The following is a 13,603-nucleotide window of genomic DNA, read 5'->3' as shown; positions in this document are numbered from 1 at the left end:
CGCATGAACCCCGCCGACGAGCACCGCCGGGTCGCCGCGACCTTCACCGAGCGGGTCCGCGGTACGACGGACTGGGACGCGCCGGCGCCGGTCGACGGCTGGGTCGCGCGCGACGTGGTCGACCACCTCGTCACCTGGCTGCCGGCGTTCCTCGAGGGCAACGGCGTCACCGGTGTCGGCCCCGGCGCGCTCTCGGTCGCCGACGACCCGGTCGCGGCCTGGGAGACGCACGCTGGCAGCGTCCAGGCTCTGTTGGAAGGGCCCGGCGCCGCGCAGCAGGTCGACGACCCGCGGCTGGGGACCTGGGCCGTGGGCGACCTGGTCAACCAGATCTACACCGCCGACGTCTTCATGCACACGTGGGACCTGGCTCGCGCGAGCGGGCAGGACGACACCCTCGACGCGGAGACGTGCGCGCGGCTGCTCGCCGGCATGGAGCAGATGGAGGACGTGATCCGCGCCAGTGGCCAGTACGGCGCGCGGGTCGAGGTGCCGGCCGGGTCGGACCCGCAGACCCGGTTGCTCGGGTTCATCGGGCGCGACCCGCAGTGGCGGCCCTAGGACGCGGCCTGCTCCTGGCGGGCCTCGCCGTACGGGCGCATGCCCATCCACTCCGCGATGTCGTCGGGCAGCGGCTCCCAGCGGTCGGTGGACCGGGCCCGCGAGATGTCCTGGACGGGGGCAGTGCCACGACGGCGGAACGGGTTGCGCACGAAGACCTCCGAGCTGGTGCGACGGCCGCGGCTGGGGGGAGCCGCTGGATGTCCGTATTCACTGATCGGCGGGATACCCCCCGGACTTGAGAACAACACCCGCGCGGTCTAGACCACCGGCGCTGGCTAGGGTGGCGGGCATGAAGGTTCTCGTGACCGGCGGCGCCGGATACATCGGGTCGACGACCGCCAAGGCGCTCGAGGAGGCCGGGCACACCCCGGTGGTCCTCGACTCCCTGCTCACCGGCCCGCTGGCGTTCGTCAGGGACCGGATCTTCTACGAGGGCGACATCGCCGACCGCGCCCTGCTGCGCCGGATCGTCGACGAGCACCCGGATCTCGACGCGACGATCCACATGGCCGCGCGGATCGTGGTGCCGGAGTCGGTGGAGCAGCCCTACGAGTACTACCGGGACAACGTCGCGAAGTCGCTGGAGCTCTTCGACGAGCTCACCGCGCTCGGCAAGAGCCGCGTGCTGTTCTCCTCGTCGGCCTCGATCTACGCGCTCAAGGACGAGTTCGAGGTCTCCGAGGGCGACGCCCTCGCGCCGAACTCGCCGTACGCCCGCACCAAGCGGATGATGGAGGAGATCCTCCAGGACATCGCCGTGGCCACGGACCTGCGCGCGATCATCCTGCGCTACTTCAACCCCATCGGCTCCGACCCCGACCTCGAGTCCGGCATCTACGCCAAGGAGCCCTCGCACGTCCTCGGCCAGCTGGTGATGGCCGCGCGCGGCCAGAAGGACGCGTTCACGATCACCGGCACCGAGCACCCGACCCGCGACGGCACGGGCATCCGCGACTACATCCACGTGTGGGACCTGGCCCGGGCGCACGTCCGCGCCGTCGAGCGCTTCGACGACGTGATCGCGCAGGCCGGTGCGCCCAGCGTGGTCATCAACGTCGGCACCGGCGACGGCGTGACGGTGCGCGAGCTGGTCACGGCGTTCGAGAACGTCTTCGGCCAGGAGGTCCCGGTGCGCGAGGCGCCGCCGCGACCCGGCGACGCCGTCGGCGCGTTCGCGAACGTCGACCGCTCGGCCGAGCTGCTCGACTGGCGCACCGAGCTCTCGCTCGAGGACGCGATCGGCTCGGCCCTGGCGTGGGGCGCGAAGCGCCAGGAGATCCTGGGCTACGAGTGATGTCCGGCCTTCTCGGGATGGTCCTCTCCGTGCTGCTGAGCATGGGGTCGTACGCCGCCGCCCCGCCGGCCGGCGTCGAGGCGCGGCCGGCGCCGCTGGCCGGGCGGCTCGTCGTCGTCGACCCCGGCCACCAGCTGGGCAACCACAACTTCCCGCGCCAGATCAACCGGCCGGTCCCGGCGGGCGGGTTCTCCAAGCCCTGCAACACCACGGGCACCGCGACCGGCGGCGGCTACGCCGAGGCGACGTTCGCCTGGAAGGTCGCCGAGCGGCTCCGCACCCGGCTCGAGCGGTTGGGCGCTCGCGTGGTGATGACGCGGACCAGCAACCGCCAGGACCGGTGGGGCCCCTGCATCGACGAGCGCGGCCGGCGCGGCAACAAGCAGCGCGCCGACCTGAAGATCAGCGTGCACGGGGACGGGTCGTACACCGCGGGTGCGCACGGCTTCCACGTGATCGCCCCGGCAGACCGGCGGCCGTGGACCCACGACATCCACCGCGCCTCGCGGCGGCTCGCGCTCGACACCCGCCACGCGCTGCGCGCGAGCGGCTTCACCGCCGCGAACTACATCGCCGGTGGGGACGGCCTGGACTTCCGCTCCGACCTCGGGACGCTCAACCTCTCGAACGTCCCGACGGTCATGCTCGAGGCGGGCAACATGCGCAACGCCGCCGACGCGCGCCGGATGACCAGCGCCGCAGGGCAGCGGGCCTACGCGACCGCGCTCACCCGCGCGGTGCGCCGGTTCCTCAGCTAGCGGACCGCCCGAGCGCGCCGTCCAGCACGAGCTCGATGATCTCGGCCGAGCGCTGGGCGATGTCCTCGTCGCTGAGCTCGCGGGCCTCCAGCCGCGAGGCGAGGGTCTCCATGGTCGCCGCGCCGTAGATGCACGCCGTGATCCAGTCCGGGCGGGTGGTCTCGGGGACCTCGCCGCGGTCGACGGCGCGCTGCACGATCCGCGCGACGGCGTCGACCTGCACGTCGGCGACCGCCTCGGTGAAGCGTCCCAGCCGCTCGTGCGCTCCGGCGGCGTCGAACGTGATCCGCAACGACGCCCAGCCGGCGGCGTCGCGGAACTGGCGGAACAGGTTCTCCGACAGCCGGGTCAGGTCACCGCGCAGCGAGCCGGTGTCGACCGCCCCGATCGTCCCGCCGCGGGTGCTGACCGCCTCGGTCAGCAGCGAGTCCTTGTCCTGCCAGCGGAGGTACACGGTGGACTTGCCGACTCCCGCCCGGCGCGCCACCCCGTCCATCGTGAAACCAGCCCAACCGTGCTCGCCGTACTCCTCGAGCGCGGCATCGATGATGCGCTCCTCGGCCCCGGGGGTTCGCGGCCTCCCGCGCCCTCGCCGTGGCTCCCCCTGCGATGTGGACATGGCTGATTGAACCTCACATGCGTGTGCTGAGTGGCCCACCCGCCGGGAAATCACCCATTTATCGCTACCCTCGCGGACGTGGGCTGGTCCGAGTGCAACACCCATCACTGGGACGAGTGGACGCTGGCGGACCTGGTGACCGCCAAGGCCGCCTGCACCGTAAGCCTCGTCGTGCCCGCTCGCAACGAGGCCGCGACCGTCGGCGACGTCGTCTCCCGGGTGCGCGAGGCGCTGGTCGACACGGTCGCGCTGCTGGACGAGATCGTCGTGATCGACTCCGACTCGACCGACGACACCTACGACGTCGCCACGGACGCCGGCGCGGTCGTGCACCGCTCCGCGGAGATCCGCCCCGACCTCGGCACCGAGCCGGGCAAGGGCGAGGCGATGTGGAAGGCGCAGTTCGTCACCAGTGGCGACGTGCTCGTCTTCATGGACGCCGACCTGCTCGACTGGGACACCCACTTCGTCCCGGGCCTGCTCGGTCCGCTGCTCACCCGCCCGGAGGTCGAGCTGGTGAAGGGCTTCTACGAGCGGCCGATGGGCAGCGGCGCGGACGCCGTGCCGTTCGAGGGCGGCCGGGTGACCGAGCTGGTCGCGCGGCCGCTGATCGCACTGCTGTTCCCGGAGCTCGGCGGGCTCCACCAGCCTCTGGCGGGTGAGTGGGCGGTACGCCGCTCGCTGTTCGAGCGACTCAGCGTCCCGCACGGGTACGCCGTCGAGCTGGCCGCGCTGGTCGACACCGAGCGGTCCCGCGGGCTCGACGCGATCGCCCAGGTCGACCTGGGCACCCGTGCCCACCGACACCAGTCGCTGCGCGACCTGAGCGGCATGGCGACGCAGATCATGGCGGCGGCGCTCGCGCGGGTCGGCGCCGGTCCTGAGGTCGCCGAGCGACCGCCGGCGGTGGGGCTGCGATGACGCTGCGACTGGGCCGGCACGAGTTCGCCGACGACGCGACGCTGATGATGGCGATCGTCAACCGCACGCCGGACTCCTTCTACGACAAGGGCGCGACCTGGGCGGAGGACCGCGCCTTCGAGCGGGTCGCGCTGGTCGTCGAGCAGGGCGCGGAGATCGTCGACATCGGTGGCATCAAGGCGGCCCCGGGCGTGGAGATCGACGCCGCAGAGGAGAAGTCGCGGGTCGTCGACTTCGTCGCCCGGGTGCGCGAAGCGTTCCCGCAGCTCGTGATCTCCGTCGACACCTGGCGCGCCGAGGTCGGCCGGGCCGTCTGCGCGGCCGGGGCCGACGTCCTCAACGACGCCTGGGGCGGCGCCGACCCCGAGCTCGTGGACGCCGCCGCCGAGGGCGGGGCCGCGATCATCTGCACGCACACCGGCGGCGTGACGCCGCGGACGCGCCCGTACCGCATCGACTACGACGACGTGGTCGCCGCCGCGATCCACGACACCGTCGCGTACGCCGAGCGCGCGATCGCCGCCGGCGTCTCGCCCGAGTCGGTGGTGATCGACCCGGCCCACGACTTCGGCAAGAACACCTTCCACTCCCTCGAGGTCACCCGGCGGCTGGGTGAGATGGTCGCGACCGGGTACCCCGTGCTCGTGTCGCTCTCCAACAAGGACTTCGTCGGCGAGACCCTCGACCTGCCGGTGGGCGAGCGGCTCACCGGCACGCTCGCCGCGACCGCCGTCTGCGCGCTCGCCGGGGCGCGGATCTACCGCGTCCACGAGGTCGTCGAGACCCGCCAGACCGTCGACATGGTGAACACCATCGCGGGGCGCCGGCCACCGCGGCGCGCGATCCGGGGCCTCCAGTGAGGGCGGTCCTGGTGCCCGGGGTGTTCGCGCTGCTCCCCGAGTACGCCGGCCTCGAGGACCCGGTCGCCGGCTTGCGCGCCGCCTGCCTCGACGCGGTCGCGTGGCTGGGCCGTGACGTCCGGGTGCTCGCCGACGCGCAGGGGAGGCGGGTGGCGGACCACCTCGTCGGGTGCATCGGCGACGCCGTCGACGAGCCGTCGTACCTCGTGGTCGGCAACGGCTCGGCGAAGCGCTCCGAGAAGGCTCCCGGCCACCTCGACGAGCGGGCGCACGCGTTCGACGAGGCGCTCGGCGCCTCGCTGCGCGCGGGCCGTCCCGAGGTGGACGCCGCGCTCGCGCACGAGCTCTGGGCGAGCGTCGAGGGCATCGCCCGGATGCGCGACCTCGGCGACCTCGGGACGGCGCAGGTGGACTACGACGACGACCCGTTCGGCGTGCAGTACTGGGTGATGAGGTGGGAGTGGTGAGGGTCCTCGTCGGCCCGGACACCGACGACCTCGACGCCTTGTACGCCGCACCGCGGCGGCCGTGGCTGCGGGTCAACATGATCAGCACCGTCGACGGTGCCGCCACCGGCGACTCGGGCAAGAGCGGCTCGATCAACAACGCGGTCGACAAGCGGGTGTTCCACCTGCTCCGGTCGCAGTGCGACGTCATCGTGGTCGGCGCCGGCACCGCGCGGATCGAGGGATACGGGCCGGCGGTCCGTCCCCTCGTCGTGGTCAGCCGCCAGGAGACGGTGCCCGACGGGCTGCGGGACGCGCCGCCGGGCGCGGTGACCGTCGAGCCGTTGGGGGACCCGGTCGCCTTCAAGGCGTCGCTCGTGGAACGGGGCTGGACGAACATCCTCTGCGAGGGCGGGCCCACGCTGCTGCGCGCCCTGCTCGCCGCCGGGGTGGTCGACGAGCTGTGCGCGACGACCGTCCCGCGACTGATCGGAGGCGATCACCTCCGGATCACCCACGGCGCCCCGGTCGACGTACCGCTGGAGCTGCACACGCTGATCGAGGCCGAGGGAACTCTGCTCGCGCGCTGGTGGGTGAGTCCCGGCTCGGAGTCCGCCGCCGCGCCCTAGAGTTCGGGGCATGTCGCGTACCCCCCGGATCCTGGCCGCCTGCGCGGTCGTCACCCTCGCGGTCGCGTCGCTTCCGCTCGCGTTCTCGTCAGCGGGCGCCTCGGGCGACGACGAGCTCTACCGCGCGGTCTCCGACTTCCGCGTGTCCGGCGCCAAGGTGCGGGTCGAGCCCGACTCCTACGCCGCGGTGCGCGTCGACCTCCCGTCGCTGCGCGCCGAGCTCGCCGACGACTCGACCGTCCTCGAGGTGCCGACGCCCGACGGCGGCACCGAGCGGTTCGAGGTCGAGGAGACCCAGGTGATGGCGCCGGCCCTCGCGGCTGCCCACCCGGAGATCCGCACGTTCTCGGGCCGCTCGCTCGACCACCCCGGCAGCACGATCGCCCTCGACCTGACCCCGATGGGCTTCCACGCGTCCGTGCGCGACGCCAACGAGGGGTCGGCCTGGTACGTCGACCCGGCGTACGACACGCGCGGCACCGCCGTCCACCTCAGCTACGAGGGCAGCAGCCTGCCGCGGCCCGAGGAGGAGCTCGCCGAGCGCGAGCTGCCGGCCGTGATGAAGGCCGCGGCCGCCCGCACCGCCCGCCCGGCCGCCCGCGCCGCCGCCGGCGAGAACGTCGAGCAGCGCGTCTACCGGCTGGCGCTGCTCTCCGACCCGGAGTACGCCGCGTACTTCGGCACGGCCAACGTGACCGCGGAGAAGGTCACGCTGATCAACCGGGTCAACCAGATCTACAACGACGACCTGGCCATCAACCTCCAGCTCATCGAGGGCACCGACCTCCTCAACCTGGACACCGACGCGAAGGCGACCGGCAAGAACGGTCCGTGCGGTGCGCACGCCTGCTTCGACGCCGCGACCAAGCGGTTCCCCGGCGACCTCGACGTCTGCTGGCCCGGCACCCTGGTCCGCACCGGCACCGTGCTCGGGCAGCTCGTCGGCGCGTCGGCGTACGACGTCGGCCACGTGGTCCTCGGCGACAACGGCGGCGGCATCGCGGGCCTCGGCGTCGTCGGCGCCGTCGACAAGGCGATGGGCTGCACCGGACTGCCCGAGCCGCAGGGCGACTTCTTCGCCGTCGACTACGTCGCCCACGAGCTCGGCCACCAGTTCGGCGGCAACCACACCTTCGACGGCAACCAGGGCAACTGCTTCGGCGGCAACCGCAACCGCGCGTCGTCGGTCGAGCCGGGCTCCGGCTCGTCGGTGATGGCGTACGCCGGCATCTGCGCGCAGGACGACCTGCAGCCGCACACCGACCCGTACTTCTCGCAGTTCACGATCGCCGAGGTCGGTGCGTACACCGGCTCGGCGCCGGTCCCGCAGGTCGAGATCCAGACCGTGTCGCTGACCGGCTTCGACACCGACGGCGAGTCCCTCCTGATCGGGTACGCCGACGCCGAGCCGGTGACCGTGACCCGCGGCGAGGACTACACCGCCGCCGGCCTCGAGGCCGCCGTCGAGCAGGTCACCGGCACCGACGTCACCGTGCGCGGCTGGGGCTACGACCGCCAGGACGAGTTCCCGGCGCCGCTGACGAAGCCCGACGACACCGGCTTCTCGGTGCTGTTCGCCGGCGACGACCGGGTGGACACCGACGCCAGCGACTTCCTCGACATGGAGGCGCTGTCGGTGAGCAGCGCGTCGGCGGGCGTGACCGCCGCCGTCGGGGAGACCGTCCAGGGTGGCGCGTCCGACAACGGCGGCGCCGCCGTCAACCCCAGCGACAACCACGCGCCCGTCGTCACCGCGCCGCCGTCGCGGACGCTGCCGATGCGCACGCCGTTCACGCTGACCGGCTCCGCCACCGACCAGGACGGTGACCCGCTCAGCTACATCTGGGAGCAGACCGACACCGGCGACGGCAACGGCACCACCCTGGTGACCAACAAGCGGTTCTCCGGCCCGCTGTTCCGGATGTTCGGCCGCTACGCCGACGTCACCGACGAGGCCGCCGGCCAGATCCCCTCCCCGGGTCAGAACAACGCCGGGCCGAGCGGCTCGCGCACATTCCCGAACATGCTCCAGATCCTGTACGGCGCCACCAACGCCGAGACCGGCCGCTGCCCCGACGTCCCGAGGATCTCGCCGAACCCGGACAAGTACGTCCCGGTGAAGATGCGGGCGCTGAACTGCTACTCGGAGTTCCTGCCGGTCCCGGGCTACGTCGGCACCGCCGGGTCCAAGCGCCCGGCCATGCACTTCCGGCTCACGGCCCGCGACGGCGAGCCGTTCGGCGGCGGCGTCGGGCACGACGACGTGACGCTACGTCTCGACCGCAGCGCCGGCCCGTTCCTCGTGGACTCGCTCGCCGGCGACAAGCCGCGGGTCGCCGCGGGCTCCTCGCGGGTCATCCGGTGGCAGGTCAACGGCACCCGTGCCCTGGCCCGCCAGGTGCAGATCTCCCTGTCGACCGACAACGGCCGCACCTGGGAGCACGTGCTGGTCGACCGCACCACGAACGACGGGAAGGCCAGGGTCCGGTTCCCCGACGTCAGGAGCCGCATGGCGTGGCTGCGGGTCTCGGCGGTGGACAACTACTTCTTCGACGTCAACGACTCCCGCATCCGCATCGGCTAGTCCCGTGGACGTTGGGATGACCCTGCCGGTGATGGAGCCGGACCTGTGGGCCCAGGACGGGACGCTGGAGGAGTGGTCGCGCGCGATCGACTCCGGGCCGTTCTCGTCGCTGTGCTTCGGGGAGCGGCTCGCGTTCGACAACCCCGACGCCCCGACCCTGCTCGGTGCGGTGGCCGCGTGGACCTCGCGGGTCCGCCTGGTGACGACCGTGATGGTGCCGCAGCTGCACGCCCCGGTGCCGCTGGCCAAGGCGCTCGCGACCGGAGACCGGCTCAGCGGCGGGCGTCTCACGGTCGGCGTGGGCGTGGGTGGTCGCGACGAGGACTACCGCGCGGCCGGCGCCGACCCGAGCACGAAGACCATCGCCGGGATGACCGAGCGGGTCGCCACGATGCGCCGAGTGTGGGCGGGCGAGCACGTCGTGGACGCCGTACGGCCGGTCGGTCCGCCGCCGGTGCAGGAGGGCGGGCCGCCGATCCTGGTGGGCACGCTCGGCCCCCGGACCATCCGGGCCGCGTCGGCCTGGGCCGACGGGCTCGCAGGAATGTCGCTCGACCTCGACCTCGCCCAGATGGCCGAGCTGTTCGCGCTCACGCGCGAGTCCTGGCGCGAGGCCGGGCGGCCGGCCCCGCGGGTCACGACGTCGTTCTGGTTCGCGCTCGGCGACGGCGCGCGCGAGCAGGTGCACCGGCACCTGCGGCACTACATGAACTGGATCCCGCCGGAGTACGTCGACGCCCTCGCCGCGACCGCCGGGTTCGCCGGGACCGAGGCGGAGCTGCGCGACCAGCTGAGGCGGATCGAGGACCTCGGCGCCGACGAGGTGCAGCTGATCCCGACCGGATCAGATCCTTCTCAGGTCGTTCGGGTCGCAGAGCTGATCTCCTGACCCTACGGTGTCCTCGTGCGAATGGACTGGGTGCCGGTATCGGCGGCTCTGCTGCTGACCGGCGCCTTGGCCCTGTGCCTCGGGTCGTTCCTGCTGCCGTCCACCGACGACGCCGGCGACACGCTGCGCATCGTCGAGGAGCAGGGCGGGCAGTGGCTCGCCGCCGCGGCGGTCTTCTTCCTGTCCTCGGTGTTCCTCACGCTCGGCTTCCCGGCGGTCCTGACGCTGTTCCCCGGACGCGGCTGGGTCCTGGGCCTGGTCAGCGGGATCTTCCTCGAGCTCGGCTTCATCGGCACCGCCGGGTTCGCGATGCTGATGACGTTCGTCCGGTCGCTGGTGCAGGCCGACGCGCTGCGGGAGTCCGGGCTCGAGGCCGCGTCCACGGAAGCCGGCCTGACGGTGTTCCTCTCCGTCTGGATCGGCGGCCTCTACCTCGGCGAGCTGCTGCTCGGCATCGCCCTCCTGCGAGCGCGGACCGTGCCGCGCTGGGTGCCGTTCGCCCTGCTCGCGCACGTGCTGACGCTGCCGCTGTCGAGCGTGCTGCCGGACGCGGTCGCGAAGGCGGCGATCCTGTTCTTCGTCCTGGGCTTCGCCGGCATCGCCGTGCACGTGACGTCGCCGCCGCGCCGCCGGTTCAGCCGAGCCCGTTCAGCCGAGCCCGTTCAGCTGAGCGCGGTGACCAGGTCGCGCACGTGCCCCGGGGCGGCGTCGTACCCCGGGAAGTAGCCGCAGACCCGTTCCGCGACGTCGCCGAAGCGGCGGTGGAGCTCGGCCGCGCACTGCTCCGGCGTGCCGCGCACCGCGATCGTCTCGAGCATCTCGTCGGTGACGAGCTCGAACATCGCGCCGAAGTCCCCGACCTTCGAGAGCCGGTTCAGCTCGGGCTGCACGTCGCCCCAGCCCTCGACGTCGAGCACGGAGCGGTACGCCGGCGTCGAGCCGTAGAACGCGAGCAGGCCGCGCACGCCCGCGGACGCCGTCGCGAGCTCCTCGTCGGTGCGGCCCATCGCGAGGATCGCCTGCGGCAGCACCGCGAAGCCCTCCCGGGTCCGTCCGGACCTGGCCAGGCCCTCGTCGAGCGCGGGCAGGGTGCGCTCGCGGAAGTGCCGGTGGCTGTGGAACGGCATCACCAGCAGGCCGTCGGCCACCTCGGCCGCGGTCCTGGTCATCAGCGGGCCGAGGGCGCCGAGGAGCACGGGCGGGACGCCGTACGGGTTGGGGCCGGGGACGAACGTCGGGGGCATCAGCGTGTGCCGGGTGAACTCGCCGCGGAAGTCCAGCCGGGTGCCCTCCTGCCACGAGGTGAGGATCGCCTTCACCGCCGAGACGATCTCCCGCATCCGCGCGGCAGGCGGCGACCAGGTCGCGCCGTACCGGTTCTCGATGTGTGGCCGGATCTGCGAGCCGAGCCCGAGCCGGAACCGGCCCTTGGACATCAGCTGCAGGTCGTACGCCGTGTGCGCGAGGTGCATCGGGCTGCGCGGCATCGCGATCGCGACGTTCGTCATCAGGTCCGTCTCGACCGCTCCCGCAGCGGCGGCGAGCGGCAGGAACACGTCGTGGGGACCCTCGAACGTGAACAGCCCGGCGACGCCGGTGGCGGTCAGCTCCCGGGCGCGGTCGGCAGCGAGGTCAGGGCGGGCGTCGAGCTGGACGTCGAGGAGCACGGGGTGATCATGGCAGGGGCTCGGCCCGCCGTGGGCGATCTGCCAGCACCGCTTTCGCCAGCAGCACGCCGCCGAGCAGGGTGATCACCGTCGGCAGCTTGAGCAGGTGCCAGTCGGCCAGGGTCAGCGTCAGCGACGGGTCGTGGTCGACGAAGAGGAACTTCGACTGCACCAGGTTCACGCCCGCGGACGCGAGCAGCAGGATCGAGCCGAGGACCGCCAGCGGCGCCCAGCCACCGCCGTCGTGCAGCCGCCGGGTCGCGGCCAGCGCGACCGTCGCCCAGAGCAGCACGAACGCCGTGTCCCGCACGAGCACGAACAGCTGGTCACCCGTCAGGTCCCCCATGCCTCGACCGTACGCCGTGGCCGGCTTTGCCGTCGAGAGACGCGAAACGGCCCCCGAGACGCTGTCCCAGGGGCCGTTTCGCGTCTCTCGACGACTACGTGGCGGCTACTTGGCGGCCTTGCGCGCCCGGCTCGCGATCTTCGCGCGCTCGTTGGCGTCGAGGATGACCTTGCGGATGCGCACGGCGTCCGGGGTGACCTCGACGCACTCGTCGTCGCGGCAGAACTCCAGGCACTGCTCCAGCGACAGCTTGCGCGGCGGGACCAGCTTCTCGAAGTTGTCGGAGGTGGCGGACCGGATGTTGGTCTGCTGCTTCTCCTTGGTGATGTTGACGTCCATGTCGTCGGCGCGCGAGTTCTCGCCGACGATCATGCCCTCGTAGACCTCGGTGGTGGGCTCGACGAACATCACGCCGCGCTCCTGCAGCGACGTCATGGCGTACGCCGTGGCCGCGCCCTTGCGGTCGGCGACCAGGGAGCCCGAGGCGCGCGAGCGGATCTCGCCGGCCCACGGCTCGTAGCCCTCGGAGATGTGGTGCGCGATGCCGGTGCCGCGGGTGTCGGTGAGGAACTCGGTGCGGAAGCCGATCAGGCCACGCGCCGGGACCAGGAACTCCATGCGCACCCAGCCGGTGCCGTGGTTGGTCATCTGCTCCATGCGGCCCTTGCGGGAGGCGAGCAGCTCGGTGATCGTGCCGAGGTACTCCTCGGGAGCGTCGATGGTCAGCCGTTCGACGGGCTCGTGGACCTTGCCGTCGATCTCCTTGGTGACCACCTGCGGCTTGCCGACGGTCAGCTCGAAGCCCTCGCGCCGCATCTGCTCGACGAGGATCGCCAGCGCCAGCTCGCCGCGGCCCTGGACCTCCCACGCGTCGGGGCGCTCGGTCGGGAGGACCCGCAGCGACACGTTGCCGACGAGCTCGCTGTCGAGGCGGTCCTTCACCAGGCGTGCGGTGACCTTGCCGCCCTTGACCTTGCCGACCAGCGGCGAGGTGTTGGTGCCGATGGTCATCGAGATCGCCGGCTCGTCGACGTGGATGAGCGGCAGCGCGACCGGGTTCTCCGGGTCGGCCAGCGTCTCGCCGATCGTGATGTCGGGGATGCCCGCGACCGCGACGATGTCGCCGGGTCCGGCGGACTCGCCGGGCTTGCGCTCGAGGCCCTCGGTGACGAGGAGCTCGGTGATGCGGACGTTCTTGATCTCGCCGTCGCGGCGGATCCACGCGACCGTCTGCCCCTTCTTCAGGTTGCCCTGCTTGATGCGCAGCAGCGCCAGGCGGCCGAGGAACGGCGAGGAGTCGAGGTTGGTGACGTGCGCCTGCAGCGGTGCGCCCTCGTCGTACGTCGGGGCCGGGATCGTCTCGAGGATGGTCTTGAAGAGCGGCTCGAGGTCGGGGGAGTCCGGGAGCTCGCCGTTCTCGGGCGCTTCGAGCGCGGCGACGCCTGCGCGGCCGGAGGCGTAGACGACCGGGAAGTCGAGCGCGTCCTGGCTGTGGTGCTCGTCGAGCAGGTCCATGAACAGCTCGTAGGTCTCGTCGACGACCTCGGTGATCCGGGCGTCGCCACGGTCGGTCTTGTTCACGACCAGGATCACCGGCATGTCGGCGTTCAACGCCTTGCGCAGCACGAAGCGGGTCTGCGGCAGCGGGCCCTCGGACGCGTCGACCAGCAGCACGATGCCGTCGACCATCGACAGGCCGCGCTCGACCTCGCCGCCGAAGTCCGCGTGGCCGGGGGTGTCGATGATGTTGATGGTCATCGGCTTGCCGTCGGCGGCCGGTCCGGCGTAGTGCACGGCGGTGTTCTTCGCGAGGATCGTGATGCCCTTCTCGCGCTCCAGGTCGCCCGAGTCCATCACCCGCTCGGCGACGCTCTCGGCCTGGTGCTCGGTGAAGGCGCCGGCCTGCCGGAGCATCGCGTCGACGAGGGTGGTCTTGCCGTGGTCGACGTGGGCGACGATGGCGACGTTGCGGAGATCGCTGCGAGTGGTAGGCACGAGGATCGAGTCTAGTTGTTTCGCCCGCGCC

Annotated in this window: 15 protein-coding genes; 10 read left to right on the top strand and 5 right to left on the bottom strand. The window is 72.3% G+C overall.

Translation table 11 applies throughout. The features are described 5' to 3' along the window. Positions 1–3: 3 nt before the first annotated feature. A complete protein-coding gene (locus ABD875_RS19400) occupies positions 4–561 on the top strand; it encodes a maleylpyruvate isomerase family mycothiol-dependent enzyme (protein WP_345181293.1) in 558 nt (185 codons plus the stop codon). Here ABD875_RS19400 and ABD875_RS19395 read toward each other — a convergent pair. Beyond that, on the bottom strand, positions 558–713 hold the full coding sequence (locus ABD875_RS19395; protein WP_345181291.1) for a hypothetical protein: 156 nt from the start codon (positions 711–713) through the stop codon (positions 558–560). The genes ABD875_RS19400 and ABD875_RS19395 overlap by 4 nt on opposite strands. Positions 714–853: 140 nt before the next feature. On the opposite strand from ABD875_RS19395, the gene galE reads away from it, so the two are divergent. Beyond that, positions 854–1,858, top strand: a complete 1,005-nt coding sequence (gene galE / locus ABD875_RS19390; protein WP_345181289.1) for a UDP-glucose 4-epimerase GalE — start codon at positions 854–856, stop codon at positions 1,856–1,858. Continuing rightward, positions 1,858–2,616 carry an N-acetylmuramoyl-L-alanine amidase family protein gene (locus tag ABD875_RS19385; RefSeq protein ID WP_345181286.1) on the top strand — a complete coding sequence of 253 codons (759 nt, stop codon included), beginning with the start codon at positions 1,858–1,860 and terminating at the stop codon, positions 2,614–2,616. The genes galE and ABD875_RS19385 overlap by 1 nt, the downstream gene beginning before the upstream one ends. Here the strand turns inward: ABD875_RS19385 and ABD875_RS19380 are convergent. Further along, entirely contained in the window at positions 2,609–3,235 is a 627-nt protein-coding gene (locus tag ABD875_RS19380) for a TetR/AcrR family transcriptional regulator (RefSeq protein WP_345181284.1), read from the bottom strand. The genes ABD875_RS19385 and ABD875_RS19380 overlap by 8 nt on opposite strands. A gap of 78 nt (positions 3,236–3,313) precedes the next feature. On the opposite strand from ABD875_RS19380, the gene ABD875_RS19375 reads away from it, so the two are divergent. Genes ABD875_RS19375 through ABD875_RS19345 form a run of 7 tightly spaced genes read left to right on the top strand, consistent with a single transcriptional unit; the run spans position 3,314 to position 10,290 of the window. Continuing rightward, positions 3,314–4,156: a glucosyl-3-phosphoglycerate synthase gene (locus tag ABD875_RS19375; protein ID WP_345181281.1), complete on the top strand. Its 843-nt coding sequence runs from the start codon at positions 3,314–3,316 to the stop codon at positions 4,154–4,156. Further along, positions 4,153–5,016, top strand: coding sequence for a dihydropteroate synthase (gene folP / locus ABD875_RS19370; protein ID WP_345181278.1), 864 nt, complete (start codon positions 4,153–4,155; stop codon positions 5,014–5,016). The genes ABD875_RS19375 and folP overlap by 4 nt, the downstream gene beginning before the upstream one ends. An 11-nt stretch (positions 5,017–5,027) precedes the next feature. Further along, complete coding sequence (locus ABD875_RS19365; protein WP_345181276.1) at positions 5,028–5,483, top strand: class III extradiol ring-cleavage dioxygenase family protein; 456 nt, start codon at positions 5,028–5,030, stop codon at positions 5,481–5,483. Continuing rightward, positions 5,480–6,091: a dihydrofolate reductase family protein gene (locus ABD875_RS19360; RefSeq protein ID WP_345181274.1), complete on the top strand. Its 612-nt coding sequence runs from the start codon at positions 5,480–5,482 to the stop codon at positions 6,089–6,091. The genes ABD875_RS19365 and ABD875_RS19360 overlap by 4 nt, the downstream gene beginning before the upstream one ends. A gap of 10 nt (positions 6,092–6,101) precedes the next feature. Then, entirely contained in the window at positions 6,102–8,675 is a 2,574-nt protein-coding gene (locus ABD875_RS19355) for a reprolysin-like metallopeptidase (RefSeq protein ID WP_345181273.1), read from the top strand. 4 nt (positions 8,676–8,679) lie between these two features. Continuing rightward, entirely contained in the window at positions 8,680–9,564 is an 885-nt protein-coding gene (locus ABD875_RS19350) for an LLM class flavin-dependent oxidoreductase (RefSeq protein WP_345181271.1), read from the top strand. Between the two features lie 15 nt (positions 9,565–9,579). Further along, entirely contained in the window at positions 9,580–10,290 is a 711-nt protein-coding gene (locus ABD875_RS19345; RefSeq protein ID WP_345181269.1) for a hypothetical protein, read from the top strand. Here ABD875_RS19345 and ABD875_RS19340 read toward each other — a convergent pair. From ABD875_RS19340 to typA, 3 genes are all read right to left on the bottom strand, one after another. Next, entirely contained in the window at positions 10,227–11,231 is a 1,005-nt protein-coding gene (locus ABD875_RS19340; RefSeq protein ID WP_345181267.1) for a TIGR03617 family F420-dependent LLM class oxidoreductase, read from the bottom strand. The genes ABD875_RS19345 and ABD875_RS19340 overlap by 64 nt on opposite strands. 7 nt (positions 11,232–11,238) lie before the next feature. Next, positions 11,239–11,577, bottom strand: a complete 339-nt coding sequence (locus ABD875_RS19335) for a hypothetical protein (RefSeq protein WP_345181265.1) — start codon at positions 11,575–11,577, stop codon at positions 11,239–11,241. A gap of 105 nt (positions 11,578–11,682) precedes the next feature. Continuing rightward, positions 11,683–13,572, bottom strand: a complete 1,890-nt coding sequence (gene typA / locus ABD875_RS19330; protein ID WP_345181263.1) for a translational GTPase TypA — start codon at positions 13,570–13,572, stop codon at positions 11,683–11,685. Between the last annotated feature and the right edge of the window lie 31 nt (positions 13,573–13,603).

The organism is Nocardioides caricicola (assembly GCF_039541135.1).
GTDB lineage: Bacteria > Actinomycetota > Actinomycetes > Propionibacteriales > Nocardioidaceae > Nocardioides > Nocardioides caricicola.
Note: the sequence above shows the minus strand (reverse complement) of the source record. Positions and strands in the feature narration are given on the sequence as shown.

Excerpts from the sequence above, each read along its gene's own strand:
- ABD875_RS19400 (WP_345181293.1), top strand. The coding sequence starts at position 4 with ATGAACCCCGCCGACGAGCACCGCCGGGTCGCCGCGACCTTCACCGAG.
- ABD875_RS19335 (WP_345181265.1), bottom strand. The coding sequence starts at position 11,577 with ATGGGGGACCTGACGGGTGACCAGCTGTTCGTGCTCGTGCGGGACACG.
- galE (WP_345181289.1), top strand. The coding sequence starts at position 854 with ATGAAGGTTCTCGTGACCGGCGGCGCCGGATACATCGGGTCGACGACC.
- ABD875_RS19355 (WP_345181273.1), top strand. The coding sequence starts at position 6,102 with ATGTCGCGTACCCCCCGGATCCTGGCCGCCTGCGCGGTCGTCACCCTC.
- folP (WP_345181278.1), top strand. The coding sequence starts at position 4,153 with ATGACGCTGCGACTGGGCCGGCACGAGTTCGCCGACGACGCGACGCTG.
- ABD875_RS19385 (WP_345181286.1), top strand. The coding sequence starts at position 1,858 with ATGTCCGGCCTTCTCGGGATGGTCCTCTCCGTGCTGCTGAGCATGGGG.
- ABD875_RS19380 (WP_345181284.1), bottom strand. The coding sequence starts at position 3,235 with ATGTCCACATCGCAGGGGGAGCCACGGCGAGGGCGCGGGAGGCCGCGA.